Raw genomic sequence first — 17,599 nt, 5'->3', positions numbered from 1 at the left:
GGCGGTGGCGCGGCTGGCACGTCAGGGGACGCCATCGAATTCCACCCGCACCGGCAGGCCGGCCGGCAGGCCCGCCGCCCCGGCCTCCAGTGCCACCTCGGCCAGGTAGCTCAGTCGCGCCGCGTCGCGCCCGGTCAGGGCGTAGTACGGCGTGAACACCGGCTCGCTGCGGATCATGCGCACGCGGCCGGCGTAGTCGGCGGGCCGGCCGCCTTCGACATGCACGCGCACCGTGTCGCCGACCTTCACCCGCGCACGCAGCGGCTCGGGCACGTAGATTCGCGCGTGCGGTGCTTCGCCGACCAGCAGCACCGCCAGCGGAGCCCCAATCGGCGCCTGGTCGCCGAGCCGGTACGGCAGGCTGTCCACGCGGCCGTCGCGCGGCGCGGCAACCTCAAGCTTGTCCAGCAGCGCTTCGAGGTCGCTCGCATGCGCCTGCGCACCCGCCAATGCCGCCTCGCCCTGCCCCAGTTGTTCCTTGCGGGTGCCACGCTCCAGTTCCAGCAACCCCTGCCGGGCGGCGGCCACCTGCGCTTGCGCGTTGTCCGCGTCTGCGCGAGCGCGATCGACCATCGCCGCCGAGACCAGTTGCTGGCGACCCAGCGGCTGCAGGCGCGTGTAGTAGGTGCTGGCGTCCTTGGCCTGCGCCTGGGCGGCGACCAGTTCGGCGCGCGCCCGGGCGATGGCTTCGGTGCGCGGACCGGCCTGCAGTTCGGCCAGCGCCTGGCCGCTTTGCTGCGCCTGGGCACGGGCGACTTCCAGCTGCGCCCGGGTACGCACCGGATCCAGCCGCAGCAGGACATCGCCGGCCTTCACCGCCTGCCCCTCGCGCACCTGCACCTCCACGATCCGCTCGACGACCGGTGCCGGCAGCGCGATCCGGTCCCACTCCAGCGTGCCCAGGGCCTGCGGCGCTTCGCGCCCGCACGCGGCCAGCGCAAGGCAGGCGAGCAGGGTCACGGGTCGGATCAGGCCGAAGCGGACCCGCTCAGGTCGGACCAGAGCGGGTCGGATCGGATCGGATCGCTTCAGTTCATGCATCGGGAAGCTCCAGGCCACGGTCGAGCAGCGCCAGCGCATGCCGGCGCAGATCGTCCACGCCGAGGTCGTCGGCGTCGAACAGCCGGCGCCAGATCGGCGCGCCGGCGGCGGGAAACAGGGTCAGGCCGATCAGCGACACCATCAGCAGGCGCGGATCGAGGTCGGGATTGAGCTCGCCGCGTTGCTGCGCGGCCGCGAAGCGGGTCGCCATGAGCTGGGCGATCGGCGGCGCCACGCGTTCGGTGAGCAGGCCGCGCAGTGCGCCGCCCTCGCTGACCACCTCGCGCACCCACAGCGGCGGCAACCACGGGTGGCGGGCGATCACCGCGGCCATGCCGTTGACGAACGCGGCCACGAGCGCGGCGATGTCGTCGTCGACGCGCTGCAGCGACTCGCGCAGCGGCGCGGTGGCCGGCAGTACGCGCTCATCCACGACCGCGTCGAGCAACTGGGCGCGGTCGCCGAAGTAGTAGTGCAGCAGCGCCGGGGTTACCTCCGCATGGCGGGCGATGTCGCGCAGGGAGGTGGCGGCGATGCCATTGGCCGCATAGCAGGCCAGCGCCGAATCGAGCAGGCGCGGACGCAGGTCGGGGGCATCGGGACCGGGGCGCCCGCGGGCGCGGCGCGGCGCGCGCGCCGGTGCGATGGGCTTGGCCGGCCGGTTGGCCGGGGCGCGCTTGCCGCGCGAAGGCGGTGGGGTCGTGGCTGGCATGGCGGCATATTTAATCCTACGATTAATTAATTGCAAGCACCGTTCGTCGGCCGCCTCGCTTGGCCCCCCGGCGCCCGCGCGCTACCCTCTCCTCCCCGCTCCCGCCGACATCCGCACGACCCACGCGTGCGAACCATGCCCGCCCTTTCCCGACGCGATTTCACCCTCGAACCCGCCGATACCGAGCGCCTGGCCAACCTGGCCGGCCCGTTCGACGAACACCTGCGCCAGATCGAACTGCGCCTGGGCGTGGAGATCGCCAACCGCGGCAACGTCTACCGCGTCAGCGGCGACGAGGACGCGGCCGCCAGCGCCGAGCACCTGCTGCGCGCGCTCTACGCCGAGACGGCCGAGACCACCTTCGACAGCCACGCCATCCACCTGCGCCTGAACGAGGCCAACGTCGACCAGCTCGACGACGACGGCTACCAGCCGCAGGACGTGGCCGTGCGCGTGCGCCGCGGCACGATCCGCGGCCGTGGCGCCAACCAGGCGCGCTACCTGCACGCCATCGCCAGCCACGACATCAACTTCGGCATCGGCCCGGCCGGTACCGGCAAGACCTTCCTGGCCGTGGCCATGGCCGTGGATGCGCTGAACGAATCGCGCGTGCAGCGGCTGGTGCTGGTCCGCCCGGCGGTGGAGGCCGGCGAGAAGCTCGGCTTCCTGCCCGGCGACCTCACCCAGAAGGTCGACCCCTACCTGCGCCCGCTGTACGACGCCCTGTACGAGATGCTCGGGGTGGAGAAGGTGGTCAAGCTGCTGGAGAAGAACGTCATCGAGATCGCGCCGCTGGCATACATGCGCGGACGCACGCTCAACGACGCGTTCGTGATCCTCGACGAAGCGCAGAACACCACCATCGAGCAGATGAAGATGTTCCTGACCCGGCTGGGCTTCGGCAGCACCGCGGTGGTCACCGGCGACATGACCCAGATCGACCTGCCCAAGCACGTGAAGTCCGGCCTGAAGGACGCGATCGACGTGCTGCGCGGCGTGGAAGGCGTGAGCTTCACCTTCTTCGAGGCACGCGACGTGGTCCGCCACCCGCTGGTGGCGCGCATCGTCAACGCCTACGACCGCCGCGACGCGCAGGACCGGGAGACCGGGCCGGCATGAATCCCCTACCCCCGCTGTCCGGCACCGGCAGGAGCCCGCCATGACCAAGGGTCCCGTGCGCCTCGACGTCTCCGTCAGCTACGCCGCCCCGCGCACCGGGGTGCCGGCGGCGACCAGTTTCCGCAAGTGGGTCGCCGCCGCGCTCAGGGGCCGCATCCGCGAGGCCGACCTGGCGATCCGCATCGTCGGCGCCAAGGAAGGACGCGCGCTGAACCGCCACTACCGCGGCAAGGACTATGCGACGAACGTGCTCAGCTTCCCGGCCGAACTGCCCGAAGGCGTGAAGATGCCGCTGCTGGGCGACCTGGTGATCTGCGCGCCGGTGGTGGCGCGCGAGGCGAAGGAGCAGCACAAGCTGGCGGTCGCGCACTACGCGCACCTGACCGTCCACGGCGTCCTGCACCTGCTGGGCTGGGACCACGACGACGACAAGGAAGCCGAGGCGATGGAGCAGCTCGAGCGCGACATCCTCGCCGAACTCGGCCTGCCCGATCCCTATGCGGAGGAATGAACCGCCCATGCTGCGCACCGCCCTGCTCGCCTTCGCCCTGTCTCCCGCCGTCGCGGCCGCCGCGGACGGCGCCGCCACGAAGGCAGCGGCCCCGGACCTGTCCGCACTGATCGAATGCCGCCTCGGGCACGCCGACTTCATGGCCTACATGCCGGTGCTGCAGGACCCGTTGAAGGCGGTGGCGCTGGGCTGGCGGCCACTGCCGCAGTCCAATCCGTTCATGGTCGAGTACCGCTTGAACGCGCCCGTGACCGTGTTCGGCCGCAGCAGCGACCACATCGCCTTCGCCGGCGAAGGCGTGGTGGCGGTGCTCGACCTGCCCGATCCGCGCGTGCTGGCGCGCGAGCTGCAGCTGGAAACGGCGATCGACACGCCGCAGAAGGTACTGGCGGGCAAGGAAGCGCGCGCCACCGTGCTCGACGGGCCGGATGGCAGCCCCGGCTGGGTCGAAACCGCCGTGATCACCGCCTCCAACGTCGACTCGCATCCGGGCCAGACCCTGGCCGGCTGCAGCTACAGCCTGGATGCCCCCGAACCGGCGGAACCTGCCGAGCCGGCCGCCGCTCCCGCCACCACCGCGGCGCCCTCGCCCGGCGGCGCCCAACCGCGCTAGACTTCCGTGACGACGCCCGGGTTGCCGGGTCGCCGCATTCCCACCGCGCAGTTCTCTCCAACGAATGTCCGAAGACGACAGTAGTCGCACCGCGCCGGAGCCGCATGAGCGCCGGCGCTCATGGCTGGAGCGGATCAGTTCCGCGTTCTCCGGCGAACCCGACACGCGCGAGGAACTCGTCGCGATCCTGCGCGATGCCCAGGGCGACGGCCTGATCGACGCCGACACGCTGCGGATGATGGAAGGCGCGATCTCGGTGTCGGAGCTGACCGTGGGCGACGTGATGGTCTCGCGCTCGCAGATGGTCTCGCTGCCGGCCAGCGCCCGGTTCCTCGACCTGATGAAGCAGGTGGTCGAGTCCGGCCACTCGCGCTTCCCGGTTCACGGCGACGACCGCGACGAGATCCTCGGCATCCTGCTGGCCAAGGACCTGCTGCGCGGCGTGGTGGCCGACAACGGCCCCGGCGACATCCACGGCCTGTTGCGCCCGGCGGTGCTGATCCCGGAATCCAAGAAGCTCAACCTGCTGCTGAAGGAATTCCGCCTCTCGCGCAACCACATGGCGATCGTGGTCGACGAGTACGGCGGCGTCGCCGGCCTGGTCACGATCGAGGACGTGCTCGAGCAGATCGTCGGCAAGATCGACGACGAGCACGACGACGCCGAGGACGACAGCGCGCTGATCGCCGCCCAGGCCGACGGCCAGTACGTGGTCGACGCGCTCACCCCGATCGGCGATTTCAACGAGCGCTTCGGCGCCGGTTTCCCGGACGACGAATACGACACCATCGGTGGCCTGGTCACCGAGGCGATCGGCCACCTGCCCGAGGTCGGCGAGGAGCTGACGCTGGACCGCTTCGAGTTCCGCGTGATCCGCGCCGATGCGCGCCGCGTGCGCGCGTTCCAGGTGGCGGTGATGGCGCCGGACCCGCAGGACGCCGACTGATGCGGCTGCACGACGGGCGCCGGCCACGTTGGCCGGCCGTGCTGGCCCGACCGCTCGCCTGGATGCTGGTGCTGGCGATGTTGCTGGCGATGCCACCGCTGGCGCTGGCCGCCGCCGCGCCGCGGATCGGGGTGATGACGATGCAACCGGGCGAGGTGTTCTTCGAACGCTTCGGCCACGACGCGATCGTGGTCGTGGACCCGGACAGCGGCGAGGCGGTCTCGTACAACTTCGGCTTCTTCGATCCGTCGGAGCCGGACTTCCTGTCGCGCTTCATCCGCGGCGAGATGATGTACCACCTGGTGGCGCTGCCGGCCACGCAGGACCTGGCGCAGTACCAGGCGGCCGGTCGCGGCGTGAGCATGCAGTGGCTGGACCTGGAACCGGACCAGGCGCGCGCGCTCGCCGCCCTGCTCGCCGAACGAGCCAGGCCCGAGAACTCGCGCTACCGCTACGACTACTTCACCGCCAACTGCGCCACCCAGGTACGCGACGCGCTCGATACCGCGATGGGCGGCGCGCTGAAGGCGCAGCTGGCCGGACGTTCGCGCGGCAATACCTATCGCAGCGAGGCGGTACGCCTGGCCAGTCCGGCGCCATGGATGTGGCTGGGCTTCGACCTCGGGCTGGGGCCTTACGCCGACCGCGCGCTGTCGCGCTGGGAGGAGGCGTTCGTGCCGATGCGCCTGGCCGACAGCCTGCGCGAGGCGCGCAACCGCCAGGGCCGGCCGCTGGTCCAGTCCGAACAGGAACTGCTGCCGCACCTGGTCGCGCCGGAGCCGGTCGAGGCGCCGCGGCGCTGGTGGCCCTGGCTGCTGGCCGGCCTGTCGCTCGCCGCGGCGATCTTCGCGGCGCGCCGCCGTCCTCGCCTGCTCGCCGGATTCGCGCTGCCGCTATGGCTGCTGTGCGGACTGGCCGGCGCGCTGCTGGTGTTCCTGTGGGGCTTCACCGCGCACCAGGCGGGCTGGGCCAACCGCAACCTGTTCCTGCTCAGTCCGCTGTGCCTGCTGCTGCTGCCGGGAGGGATCGCCCTGCTGCGCCGGCGCGTACCCGGGCGGCTGTTCCGCCCGCTGCTGTGGGCGGTGGCCGCGATCGCGATGCTCGGCTGGATCCTGCAGTGGCTGAGCCTGCAGCCGCAGTACAACCTGTCGTGGATCGCGCTGCTGCTGCCGGTCCACGTGGCCCTGGCGCTGGCCCTGGGGCGTCGCTCCCGGTAGGAGCCGATCCTCATCGGCGACCCGGCGCCCGTCGGCACGGGCGACGCCCTCGTCGGGCCGGCGTCCCGGTCGCCCATGAGGATGGGCTCCTACACGGGCGTCGACCGTCGCGGTTGTAGGAGCCGATCCTCATCGGCGACCCGGCGCCCGTCGGCACGGGCGACGCCCTCGTCGGGCCAGCGCCCCGGTCGCCCATGAGGATGGGCTCCTACGCGGGCGTCGACCGTCGCGGTTGTAGGAGCCGATCCTCATCGGCGACCCGGCGCCCGTCGGCACGGGCAACGGCCTCGTTGGGCCATCACCCCGGTCGCCCATGAGGATGGGCTCCTACAACACGGGGGAAGCGGGCCCACCGGCTTCCGGTACCGAATTGCTGGCACGGCTTGCCCGCCACAGCGACCCGGCGCAGGATTCGAAGCATGGACCATCCCCACGTTTCCGCCCTTTCCGCCAATCCCGCCTGCGTCATCAACTGCGTCTGGTACGACGGCGAGGGCCAACGCCACGACCTGCCGCTGGAGCAGCTCAGCGAAACGCTGCAGGAGGGCGCGCCCGGATTCGCCTGGGTCGGGCTCTACGAGCCGGCCAACGCGGTGCTGGCGCAGTTGCAGGAGGAGCTCGGCCTGCACCCGCTGGCGGTCGAGGACGCGCGCAACGCGCACCAGCGGCCGAAGGTCGAGGCCTACGGCGACACCCTGTTCCTGGCGGTGCACACCGCGCAGATGGTCGACGGCCAGATCCGCTACGGCGAAACCCATGCCTTCCTCGGCGCGCGCTTCCTGCTGACCGTGCGCCATGGCGGCTCGCTGTCCTACGCGCCGGCGCGCAGCCGGATGGAGCGCGAGCCGGAGCTGCTCAAGCTGGGCCCGGCGATGGGCCTGTACGCGGTGCTCGACCTGATCGTGGACAACTACGCGCCGATCGTCGACGAGCATCGCGACACCCTGCACGCGCTCGAGCGCGACATCTTCTCCGACACCTACCGGCGCGCGATCGTCGTGCGCCTGTACGACCTCAAGCGCGACCTCACCTATATGCGCGTAGCGGTGTCGCCGCTGCAGGACGTACTGGCGCAGGTGATGCGCAGCCAGGTGGCGCAGGGCCTGCTGATCCGCGAGGAAGTCCGCGTGTACCTGCGCGACGTCCACGACCACGTGCTGCGGATCAACGACACCATCGACACCATGCGCGACATGCTCGGCACCGCGCTGAGCGTGAACCTGTCGCTGGTGACGCTGGCCCAGGGTGAAACAGTCAAGCGGCTCGGCGCCTGGGCCGCGCTGCTGGCAGCCCCGACCCTGGTCACCAGCTGGTATGGCATGAACTTCGCGCACATGCCCGAACTGGAGCCGAAGATCGCCTATCCGTTGCTGATCGTTGCGGTCGCCGGGATCTGCGTAGTGCTGTACCGGCTGTTCAAGCGGGCGCGCTGGCTGTGAGGGCGCGCACTTCGGGGCACGCTCCTTCACGCCGTTTGTGATGCTGCAACCGCACATGCGACCAAAGTCTTAGCGCGCCGCGCGCGTGTTTGATTGACCTTCGCGGCGCACGGGACGACCCTTGTCCGATCCCCCTGGAGGCTCCCATGAAAGCTTTCTCCCAAATCGGCTGGGCCGCGCTCGCCCTGCTCGGCGCGTTCTGCCTGGGCACCGTGGCGCTGCGCCAGGGCGAACAGATCAGCGCGCTGTGGATCGTGGTGGCGGCGGTGTCGATCTACCTGGTCGCCTATCGCTACTACAGCCTGTACATCGCCAGGAACGTGATGGGGCTGGACCCGCGCCGGGCCACGCCCGCGCACATCCACAACGACGGCCTGGACTACGTGCCCACCAACAAGCACGTGCTGTTCGGCCACCACTTCGCCGCCATCGCCGGCGCCGGCCCGCTGGTCGGCCCCGTGCTCGCCGCGCAGATGGGTTACCTGCCCGGCATGCTCTGGCTGATCGCCGGCGTGGTCCTGGCCGGCGCGGTGCAGGACTTCATGGTCCTGTTCATCTCCAGCCGCCGCGACGGCCGCTCGCTGGGCGACCTGGTGCGCGAGGAGATGGGACCGGTGGCCGGCACCATCGCCCTGTTCGGCGCGTTCCTGATCATGATCATCATCCTGGCCGTGCTGGCCATGATCGTGGTGAAGGCCCTGGCCGAGAGTCCGTGGGGCATGTTCACGGTGATCGCGACGATGCCGATCGCGATCTTCATGGGCATCTACATGCGCTACATCCGCCCGGGGCGGATCGGCGAGATCTCGGTGGTCGGCATCGTCCTGCTGCTGCTGGCGATCTGGTTCGGCGGCAAGGTCGGCGCGCACCCGACCTGGGGCCCGGCCTTCACTTTCACCGGCACCCAGATCACCTGGATGCTGATCGGGTACGGCTTCGTCGCCGCCGTCCTGCCGGTGTGGCTGCTGCTGGCCCCGCGCGACTACCTGTCGACCTTCCTCAAGATCGGCGTGATCGTGGCCCTGGCCATCGGAATAGTGATAGCCAGCCCGGAAGTGACCTCGCTGAAGATGCCCGCGCTGACCCAGTTCGCCAGCACCGGCGACGGCCCGGTGTGGAAGGGCGGGTTGTTCCCGTTCCTGTTCATCACCATCGCCTGCGGCGCGGTGTCGGGATTCCATGCGCTGATCGCCTCGGGCACCACGCCGAAACTGCTGGCCAACGAAACCCACGCCCGCTACATCGGTTACGGCGGCATGCTGATGGAGTCGTTCGTGGCGATCATGGCGCTGGTGGCCGCTTCGATCATCGAGCCGGGCGTGTATTTCGCGATGAACAGCCCGGCCGCGGCGGTCGGCACCGAGGTGGCCGACGTGGCCGCCAAGGTCAGCAGCTGGGGCTTCGTGGTCACGCCTGAGGTGCTCACCCAGACCGCCAAGGACATCGGCGAGCACACCATCATCTCCCGTGCCGGCGGCGCGCCGACGCTGGCGGTGGGCATCGCGGTGATCCTGCACGACGCCCTCCCGGGCGGCGATGCGATGATGGCGTTCTGGTACCACTTCGCGATCCTGTTCGAGGCGCTGTTCATCCTCACCGCGGTCGATGCGGGCACGCGCGCGGGCCGCTTCATGCTGCAGGACCTGCTGGGCAGCTTCGTGCCGGCGCTGCGCCGGACCGAGTCGTGGGGCGCCAACGTGATCGGCACCGCCGGATGCGTCGCGCTGTGGGGCTACTTCCTCTACCAGGGCGTGGTCGACCCGCTGGGCGGCATCAACACCCTGTGGCCGCTGTTCGGCATCGCCAACCAGATGCTGGCAGGGATCGCGCTGATGCTGTGCACGGTGGTGCTGTTCAAGATGAAGCGCGACCGCTACGCGTGGGTCACGATCGTGCCGACGATCTGGCTGCTGATCTGCACCACCTGGGCCGGCCTGATCAAGATCTTCGACGCCAACCCCGCGGTCGGCTTCGTCGCCCAGGCCCGCAAGTACCAGCAGGCGATCGCCGACGGGCAGCTGCTGGGCACCGCCAAGACCGTGGGCCAGATGAACCAGGTGGTGGTCAACAGCTACGTCAACACCGCGCTGACCGTGCTGTTCCTGTTCGTGGTGTTCAGCGTGCTGGTGTATGCGATCCGCGCCATCGCCAAGGCCCGACGCAGCAGCGAGCGGACCGACCGCGAGACGCCGTTCGTCGCCCTCGGCGACGACCAGGTCAAGGCCTGGCTGTAAGGAGATCACCATGGGTACCCAGCTCGTCCCGCTCGACCACTTCGCCACGCACAGGCGCGTGTGGCGGAGGCTGGTCCAGACCGCCCGGCTGTGCTGCGGCGTGCCGGACTACGACAACTACGTCCGGCACGTGCTGGAGAAGCATCCGGACCGCGAGCCGATGGACTACAAGACCTTCTTCCGCGAACGCCAGGAGGCCCGCTTCGGCGGGCGCTCGGGCTTCCGCTGCTGCTGAGCGGAATGCCCCGCTAAAAAGGCAAAGGGGCGAAGCCGGTGGCTTCGCCCCTTCCTGCCTCCGGCGCCGCGCAACCGCGGGCCCGAGCGCACTCCCGCGCCGGTCAGCGCGGCGGCACCGGCAGCGATCCTAACCCGCCATGCCCCGCAGCACGATGCCCGTGATGTAGGCGCAGTAGGTCCCCAGCGCATACCCGAACACCGCCAGCAGCACCGCCACCGGCGCCAGCGAAGGATGGAACGCGCTGGCGACGACCGGGGCGGAGGCCGCCGCGCCGATGTTGGCCTGCGAGCCCACCGCGGCGAAGAAGAGCGGCGCCCTGATCAGCTTGGCCACGATGAAGAGCAGCAGGCCGTGGGTCGCGATCCAGATCGCGCCCAGCAGGAACAGCCATGGCCGGTCGACCAGCGCCTTCAGGTCCATGTGCATGCCGATGGTGGCGATCAGGATGTAGAGCATCGCCGTGCCGACCTTCGAGGCGCCGGCGCCCTCCATCTGCCGGGCCCGGGTGAAGCTGAGCAGCAGGCCGACCGTGGTGGCGATGACGACCATCCAGAAGAAGGTGGAGGTCAGGCTGAAGTCCTCGAGCCGCCATTCCGGCGGCAAGGTCTTGATCCATTCCACCAGCGGCGTGGCCAGGAAGTGCGCCAGGCCCGTCGTGCCCAGGCCGATGCCCAGGATGATCATCAGGTCGGTCAACGTGGGATTGCGCGCGTGCTGCGCCTGGTAGCTCTCCATGCGCTCGCGGAGCTCGTCGATCATGCGCGTGTCCGCCCCCATCCATCGGTCGATCTTCGCCGCGCGCGGGATCAGGAACAGCAGGAACGCCATCCATACGTTCGCGACCAGGATGTCCACCGCGACGAACTGGCCGAACAGCGTGGAGTCGACCGCGAACACCTCCTTCATCGCCGCCTGGTTGGCGCCACCGCCGATCCAGCTGCCTGCCAGCGTCGCCATGCCGCTCCAGGTGTCGCCGGCCACGGTCTCCGGGTGGATGACGCCTAGGGCGGTGAACGACACGACGGCGCCGAGCATGACGCCCACCGTGCCGGTGAGGAACATGATGATGGCCTTCGGCCCCAGGCGCAGGATCGCGCCCAGGTCGATGGCGATGCAGAACAGCGCCAGCGAGCTCGGCAGCATGTAGTCGCGCGCCATCGCGTAGAGGCCGGACGCATTGCCGTCGATCAGGCCGATGCTGTTGTAGATCGCCGGGAGCAGGTAGCACATCAGCAGCGCCGGCACGACAGCGTAGAACTTCTTCCACGCGCCGGCGGGGCGCGCGGCACCCCAGAAGACGAAGGCCAGCGTGGCGGCCAGCAGGCCCATCACGACGGCATCGTTCTGGATCAGCGCAGTGGACGGTGCGGCGGCTTCTATCGCCATCGGTCTGGATCTCCCTGGGTCATGGAAGGAGGGCCGGCGACCGCCGGCCCTCCCCGTATTTCACTGGCCGATGTGCTGCTTCAGCCAGGCGTTGACCGTGTCGTGCCACAGCGCGCTGTTGGCCGGCTTGAGCACCCAGTGGTTCTCGTCCGGGAAGTACAGCAGCTTCGATTCGATGCCCTTGCGCTGCAGCGCGGTGAACGTCGACAGGCCCTGGTCGACCGGCACGCGGTAGTCCTTCTCGCCCTGCACCACCAGCATCGGCACCTTCCACTTGGCGACATGGTTGACCGGGTTGAACTTCTCGTAGTTGCCGGGCTGGTCGAACGGGGTGCCCCGGTTTTCCCACTCGGTGAACCACAGTTCCTCGGTCACGTAGCCCATCGAGCGGGTGTCGAACACGCCGTCGTGGTTGACCAGGCACTTGAACGGCGCGTTGCCCTTGTCGTCGAACCAGTTGCCGGCGATCCAGTTGATCATGTAGCCGCCGTAGCTGGCGCCGAGCGCGCAGGCGCGATCGCCGTCCAGGAACGGGAACTGCGCCTGCGCCGCCGCCCAGCCCTTCTGCAGGTCGACCAGCGGCTTGCCGCCCCAGTCGCCGCTGATCGAGTCGGTGAAGGCCTGGCCGTAGCCGGTGGATCCATGGAAATCGATCATCACCACCGCGTAGCCCTGGCCGGCATAGGTCTGCGGATTCCAGCGGTAGCTCCAGCCGTCGCCGAAGCTGCCCTGCGGGCCGCCGTGGATCAGGAACGCCACCGGATAGGTCTTGCCCGCCTCGTAGTTCCACGGCTTGACCACGTAGCCGTGCACGGTCTCGCCGTTCCAGCCCGCGAAACTGAACTGCTGGTAGTCGCCGAACGCCACGTCCTGCAGCACCTCGCCCGCGGCCGGCGTGATCGCACGCAGCGCGCCGGTGTCGGACAGCGAAGTGGCGAACAGCTGGTCGCCGCTGGCCAGCGTGTTGCGCGTGAACACCAGCGTGTCGCCGGCGATGCCGAAGGCGGAGATGCTACCGTCGCCGACCACCTTCTCGACCTTGCCGGTGGCGATGTCGACCGCGAACAGCGGGTGCTGGCCCATGTCCTGGGCGGTGGTGTAGATCGTGCGTCCGTCGGCCGACAGGGTGATGCCGTCGGCGCTGCGGTCCCAGCCGGGCGCGATCTCGCGGGTGGCGCCTGTGGCCATGTCGCGCGCCATCAGCGCGAAGCGGTCGGCCTCGAAGCCGGGGCGCTTCATCGCGCGGTAGTACAGGGTCCTGCCGTCGGCGCTGAACACCGGGCCGGTGTCCCAGGCGCGGTTCTGGCCCTGCGGACCGGGCGAGGCCGCCTTCGGGCCGGTGCGGTCGTCGAAGGTGAGGCTCTTAAGCGGTTGGCCGACGCGGTATTCGTAGAGGTCGAAATCGGTCGACCACGCTTCCTTGCGGTCGGCGCGGCGCATCGCGAACACGATCGACTCGCCGTCCGGCGACCAGGTGTACTCGTCGTTGCCGCCGAACGGCTTGGACGGCACGTTGCCCGGGCCCGGCGAACCGGTCGACGAGTCGACCAGGAACACGCCCTGCGCATTCTTGCCGGTGGACGGCGTGGTCACGAACAGGCGGTTGTGGCGTCCGTCCTCCCAGGTGTCCCAGTGGCGCACGAACAGCTGGTCGTAGACCACGCCGCTGGACTGGGACGCCTTGCGCCGGTCGAGCCGCTTGACCGTGCAATCGAGGTCGGCGCCGCAATCGGGAAAGACTTCCATGCTGACCGCCAGCCGCCGGCCATCGGGCGCGACCTTGAAGCTGCCGACGTCGAGCGGCAGGTGCGTCGCCTGCCGCGGGGCACCACCCGTCGCCGGCATCACGTACACCTGCTGGCTGCCCGATTGCGCGCTGAGGAAGTACAGCCACTGGCCGTCGGCCGAGAACGCCGGCGAGTTGACGTTCCAGCCGACCGGGCTGAGGCGCTTGGGCGGGGCCAGGTCGCGGGTGCGGAGATCGCGGATCCAGAGCGAGGTGGAGGCCTTGCCCAGGTCCTGGCCGCTGCCGCCGAGCATCTCGCGCTTGGCGAACACCAGCAGGCTGCCATCGGGCGAGAGCACCGGCGAGGACACGCGGTCCAGCTTCTGCAGGTCGCGCACGTCGAAGCCGCGGGCGGCCTCGGCCGGGGCGGCATGGACCGCCCCGAGCGCGGCCGCCAGGGCCAGCGGCAGGATCGGGGCGATGGACTTGAAAGCAGGCTTCATCCGGGGCTCCAGCACGGGCAAACCCCGGATGGTAGGCGCTGGCGGTGGACCGGGCAAAGGCGGAAGGTCATGCCTGCCCGGCGCATCCGGACCGGTGCGGCGTCAGCCGCCCGGCGCGACCGCGGCCTTGCGCGTGGACACGCGGTACAGCAGCCAGCCCACCAGCGCCAGCACCACCAGGCCCAGCCATTGCGCGGCCGCCTCGCCCAGGTGCAGGTGCTGCGGCAGGGCCAGCACGTCGGCGCGTCCCGTCATCACGATCGGGACCGCGATGGCGATGCCCATCAGCGCCTCGCCGGTGATCAGGCCGGCCGCATAGAGCGTGCCGGGCCGGTGGATGCGGTCGCGCGCCTCCTCGTCGCCGGCGCGCAGGCCGTGGAAGCGCTCGACGAAATGCGCGATCAGGCCGCCGAGGAAGATCGGCACCATCAGCTCCAGCGGCAGGTAGATGCCGATGGCCGCGGCCAGCACCGGCACGCGGAAGCTCGAACCGCGCGCCTTGAGCCACTCGTCCAGGGCCACGATCAGCGCGCCGACCACCGCGCCGGCGCCGATCATGCCCCATGGCAGGTCGCCGCCGAACAGGCCGCGCGCGACCGCCGCCATCAGCGTGGCCTGCGGCGCGGACAGCGCATTGGGATGCTCGGCGGTCGGCGCGCCGATGCCGTAGGCCTGCGACAGCAGGTTCAGCACCGGGGCCATGACCAGCGCGCAGGAGAATGCGCCGATGCCCAGCATCAGCTGCTGCTTCCACGGCGTGGCGCCGACCAGGTAACCGGCCTTGAGGTCCTGCAGGTTGTCGCCGCCGACCGCCGCCGCGCAGCACACCACCGCGCCGATCATGATCGCGGCCACCGCGCCGATCGGGGAGTCGCGCCCGAGCAGCAGCATCAGCACTACCGAGGCGAACAGGATGGTGGCGATGGTGATGCCCGAGACCGGGTTGTTCGACGAACCGACCAGGCCGGCCAGGTAGGCCGACACCGACACGAACAGGAAGCCGGCCACGATCATGATCACCGTCATCAGCAGGCTGATGCCCCAGACCCCGACGATGGCGTGGTACAGCATCCACAGCGGCGCCACGAAGGCGACCAGCGCGACCAGCATCCACTTCATCGGCAGGTCGCGCTCGGTTTCGGCGACGGCCGCGCCGCTGCCCTTGCGCGCGGCGGCGAAGCCGCTGCGCACGCCCGACACCAGCGACTTGCGCAGCGAGAACAGGGTCCACACGCCGCCGGTGAGCATCGCGCCCACGCCCAGGTAGCGGATCTGGCTCGACCAGATGCCGAACGCGGCGTCCTCGGCGCTGGCCCCGGCCAGCGCGGCCGACAGCACCGTGTCGCCGGCCAGGAAGAACGCATGGTAGAGCGGAATGGCGATGTGCCAGGACAGGATGCTGCCGGACACCACCACGATGCCGATGTTGAGGCCCACGATATACCCCACGCCCAGCAGCGCCGGCGACAGGTTGGTGCCCATGTAGCCCAGGTACTTGCCGAGGAAGGTCGCGCCCGCGGCGGTGTCGGGGATCGCCCGCAGGCCGCTGGTGGCGGCCAGCTTGACCGCCGCGCCGATCGCGCCGGCAAGCGCCAGGATCTTCAGGCCGGGGCCCGGGTTCTCGCCGGCCTTGAGCACCTCGGCCGCGGCCTTGCCTTCAGGGAACGGCAACGGGTCCTCGACGATCATGGTGCGCCGCAACGGCACCGAGAACAGCACGCCGAGCAGGCCACCCAGGCCGGCGATGCCCAGCACCCACCAGTACTTGAACTCCGGCCAGTAGCCCATGATCACGAGGGCGGGGATGGTGAAGATCACGCCGGCGGCGATCGACGAGCCGGCCGAGGCACCGGTCTGGACGATGTTGTTCTCCAGGATGGTGCCGCCGCCGAGCAGGCGCAGCACGCCCATCGACACCACCGCCGCCGGGATCGCGGTGGCGATGGTCAGGCCGGCGAACAGGCCCAGGTAGGCGTTGGCCGCCGCCAGCACCACCGCCAGGACGACGGCCAGGACCACGGCGCGGAAGGTGAGCTGCGGAATTCCCTTGTTCCCGGCCATCGGCCAATCCCCCTGGTTACTGCTGAAATGAAGGGGGACACGCTATCGGCGACGGCGGGGCAAGTCCAGTACCGGCCCACGGGCCGGCGCCGCCCATTGCGGACCGAGGGCCTGCGGGCGCCGGCAGGGATCTGCGGGGTGCCAGCGCCGCGGAAGCGCTGCCTCAGAACGGAATGTCGTCGTCGGCGAAGTCGTCGGTGAAGCCGCCGCCGGCCTGGGGTGCGGCCGCCGCCGCGGCCGGGGCGCCGCCGCGCGGGGCGAAGTCGCGCCGGGGCGGCGCGCTGCGCTGCGGACGCTCGCCGCGGTCGGCATAGCCTTCGGCACCACCACCACCGCCACCGGCACGGCCGCCGAGCATCTGCATCTCGTCGGCGACGATCTCGGTGATGTAGCGGTCCTGCCCGTCCTGGCCGGTGAACTTGTCGTAGCGGATGCTGCCCTCGACATAGCACTGCGAGCCCTTGCGCAGGTACTCGCCGGCGATCTCGCCGAGCTTGCCGAAGAACTTCACCCGGTGCCACTCGGTGCGTTCCTGGGTGTTGCCGTCGCGGTCCTTGCGCACGCTGGTGGTGGCCAGGCGGACGATGGTGACCGCCATGCCGGACTGGGTGTACTTGGTTTCGGGATCGTCGCCGAGGTTGCCGACCAGGATCACCTTGTTGATGCCACGCGCCATAGTGTTGGGTTCCGATGCATGCCCGGGCCCGGGCAGAGGAGGCATTGGAGTATACCGGCGCACCCCGCGCCAGCGCTGAATCCCGCGCCGCGGGGTAGGGTTTGTACGGGGCCGCCCCTTATAATTCAGGCACTCCCCAGGCGGCCCGCATGGCAGACCACTCCAGCCCCCTCCCCCTGCCCCGGATCCAGGCCCTGGCGGCCGCGGACATGGCGTCGGTCGACGCGCTGATCCGCACTCGCCTGGCCTCCGATGTCGTCCTGATCAACCAGGTCGCCGAGCACATCGTCTCGGCCGGCGGCAAGCGCCTGCGGCCGATGCTGGTGGTGCTGGCCGGCCAGGCGACCGCCACCGGCGGTCGCACCGGCGCCGACCACCACCAGCTGGCGGCGATCATCGAGTTCATCCACACCTCCACCCTGCTGCACGACGACGTGGTCGACGAATCGGACCTGCGCCGCGGCCGCAGCACCGCCAACGCGATCTGGGGCAACGCGGCCAGCGTGCTGGTCGGCGATTTCCTCTATTCGCGCAGCTTCCAGCTGATGGTCGAGCTGGACCGGATGGAGGTCATGCAGGTACTGGCCGACACCACCAACCGGATCGCCGAAGGCGAAGTGCTGCAGCTGCTGCACGTGCGCAACCCGGACACCGACGAGGCCGCCTACCTGCGGGTGATCGAGCGCAAGACCGCGGTCCTGTTCGCGGCCGGCACCCGCCTGGGCGCGCTGGCCTCCGGCGCCGACGCGGCGACCCAGCAGGCGCTGTACGACTACGGCATGAACCTGGGCTACGCCTTCCAGATCGCCGACGACGTGCTCGACTACACCGCCGACGCCGCCGACCTGGGCAAGAACCTGGGCGACGACCTGGCCGAAGGCAAGGCGACGCTGCCGCTGATCCATGCGATGGCCGGCTCGGACGCGACCACCCGCGAGCGCCTGCGCGCCATCGTGCAGGACGGCGACAGCACGTCCATGCCGGAGGTGCTGGCGGCGATCCACGCCACCGGCGGCCTCGACTACAGCCGCCGCCGGGCGATGGATTACGCCGTCGCCGCCGAAGCCGCGCTCGCCGGCCTGCCGGAAAGCGAGGCACTGGCGGCGCTGCGTGGACTGGCCCGCTACGCGGTCGAGCGCACGCACTAGGCCGGTGGCGCGGTCGCCGCGCCGCGCCT

The 17,599-nt window shown here is 70.3% G+C and carries 15 protein-coding genes; 9 read left to right on the top strand and 6 right to left on the bottom strand.

The genetic code is table 11. The annotated features are described in order from the left end of the window. Positions 1 to 21: 21 nt before the first annotated feature. Positions 22 to 960, bottom strand: a complete 939-nt coding sequence (locus tag CSC66_RS07570; RefSeq protein ID WP_238394325.1) for an HlyD family secretion protein — start codon at positions 958 to 960, stop codon at positions 22 to 24. A gap of 73 nt (positions 961 to 1,033) precedes the next feature. Then, positions 1,034 to 1,753, bottom strand: a complete 720-nt coding sequence (locus tag CSC66_RS07565) for a TetR/AcrR family transcriptional regulator (protein WP_162376782.1) — start codon at positions 1,751 to 1,753, stop codon at positions 1,034 to 1,036. 135 nt (positions 1,754 to 1,888) lie between these two features. On the opposite strand from CSC66_RS07565, the gene CSC66_RS07560 reads away from it, so the two are divergent. The 8 genes from CSC66_RS07560 to CSC66_RS07525 all read left to right on the top strand — a co-directional run bounded on the left by CSC66_RS07560 (position 1,889) and on the right by CSC66_RS07525 (position 10,067). Continuing rightward, positions 1,889 to 2,872 carry a PhoH family protein gene (locus CSC66_RS07560; RefSeq protein ID WP_162376781.1) on the top strand — a complete coding sequence of 328 codons (984 nt, stop codon included), beginning with the start codon at positions 1,889 to 1,891 and terminating at the stop codon, positions 2,870 to 2,872. 40 nt (positions 2,873 to 2,912) lie between these two features. Next, positions 2,913 to 3,383, top strand: coding sequence for an rRNA maturation RNase YbeY (gene ybeY, locus CSC66_RS07555; RefSeq protein ID WP_162376780.1), 471 nt, complete (start codon positions 2,913 to 2,915; stop codon positions 3,381 to 3,383). Between the two features lie 7 nt (positions 3,384 to 3,390). Beyond that, positions 3,391 to 3,996, top strand: a complete 606-nt coding sequence (locus tag CSC66_RS07550) for a hypothetical protein (RefSeq protein ID WP_162376779.1) — start codon at positions 3,391 to 3,393, stop codon at positions 3,994 to 3,996. A 64-nt stretch (positions 3,997 to 4,060) separates the two neighbouring features. Then, on the top strand, positions 4,061 to 4,942 hold the full coding sequence (locus CSC66_RS07545; RefSeq protein WP_162376778.1) for a CorC family transporter: 882 nt from the start codon (positions 4,061 to 4,063) through the stop codon (positions 4,940 to 4,942). Between the two features lie 62 nt (positions 4,943 to 5,004). Then, a complete protein-coding gene (locus CSC66_RS07540; protein WP_238394330.1) occupies positions 5,005 to 6,159 on the top strand; it encodes a lipoprotein N-acyltransferase Lnb domain-containing protein in 1,155 nt (384 codons plus the stop codon). A 419-nt stretch (positions 6,160 to 6,578) separates the two neighbouring features. Beyond that, the gene (locus CSC66_RS07535) at positions 6,579 to 7,598 is read left to right on the top strand and encodes a magnesium and cobalt transport protein CorA (RefSeq protein ID WP_162376776.1); all 1,020 of its coding nucleotides are present in this window, start codon (positions 6,579 to 6,581) and stop codon (positions 7,596 to 7,598) included. 146 nt (positions 7,599 to 7,744) lie between these two features. After that, the gene (locus CSC66_RS07530) at positions 7,745 to 9,832 is read left to right on the top strand and encodes a carbon starvation CstA family protein (RefSeq protein ID WP_162376775.1); all 2,088 of its coding nucleotides are present in this window, start codon (positions 7,745 to 7,747) and stop codon (positions 9,830 to 9,832) included. Between the two features lie 10 nt (positions 9,833 to 9,842). Further along, the gene (locus CSC66_RS07525) at positions 9,843 to 10,067 is read left to right on the top strand and encodes a YbdD/YjiX family protein (protein WP_162376774.1); all 225 of its coding nucleotides are present in this window, start codon (positions 9,843 to 9,845) and stop codon (positions 10,065 to 10,067) included. Positions 10,068 to 10,196: 129 nt separating this feature from the next. Here the strand turns inward: CSC66_RS07525 and CSC66_RS07520 are convergent, their stop codons facing one another. The 4 genes from CSC66_RS07520 to CSC66_RS07505 form a co-directional block, all read right to left on the bottom strand. After that, a complete protein-coding gene (locus CSC66_RS07520; protein ID WP_162376773.1) occupies positions 10,197 to 11,456 on the bottom strand; it encodes a DUF819 family protein in 1,260 nt (419 codons plus the stop codon). Positions 11,457 to 11,516: 60 nt separating this feature from the next. Next, on the bottom strand, positions 11,517 to 13,685 hold the full coding sequence (locus tag CSC66_RS07515; RefSeq protein WP_162376772.1) for a dipeptidyl-peptidase 5: 2,169 nt from the start codon (positions 13,683 to 13,685) through the stop codon (positions 11,517 to 11,519). Between the two features lie 102 nt (positions 13,686 to 13,787). After that, positions 13,788 to 15,746 (bottom strand): OPT family oligopeptide transporter, encoded by a 1,959-nt coding sequence (locus tag CSC66_RS07510; protein WP_162376771.1) that lies wholly within the window; start codon positions 15,744 to 15,746, stop codon positions 13,788 to 13,790. A gap of 163 nt (positions 15,747 to 15,909) precedes the next feature. Beyond that, positions 15,910 to 16,422, bottom strand: a complete 513-nt coding sequence (locus tag CSC66_RS07505; protein ID WP_162376770.1) for a single-stranded DNA-binding protein — start codon at positions 16,420 to 16,422, stop codon at positions 15,910 to 15,912. Between the two features lie 149 nt (positions 16,423 to 16,571). On the opposite strand from CSC66_RS07505, the gene CSC66_RS07500 reads away from it, so the two are divergent. Beyond that, positions 16,572 to 17,570 carry a polyprenyl synthetase family protein gene (locus CSC66_RS07500; protein ID WP_162376769.1) on the top strand — a complete coding sequence of 333 codons (999 nt, stop codon included), beginning with the start codon at positions 16,572 to 16,574 and terminating at the stop codon, positions 17,568 to 17,570. The last annotated feature ends 29 nt before the right edge of the window (positions 17,571 to 17,599 follow it).

Source organism: Pseudoxanthomonas kaohsiungensis (genome assembly GCF_010211765.1).
In the GTDB taxonomy this organism is placed as follows: domain Bacteria; phylum Pseudomonadota; class Gammaproteobacteria; order Xanthomonadales; family Xanthomonadaceae; genus Pseudoxanthomonas; species Pseudoxanthomonas kaohsiungensis.
This window is presented reverse-complemented; position numbering and strand designations above follow the sequence as displayed.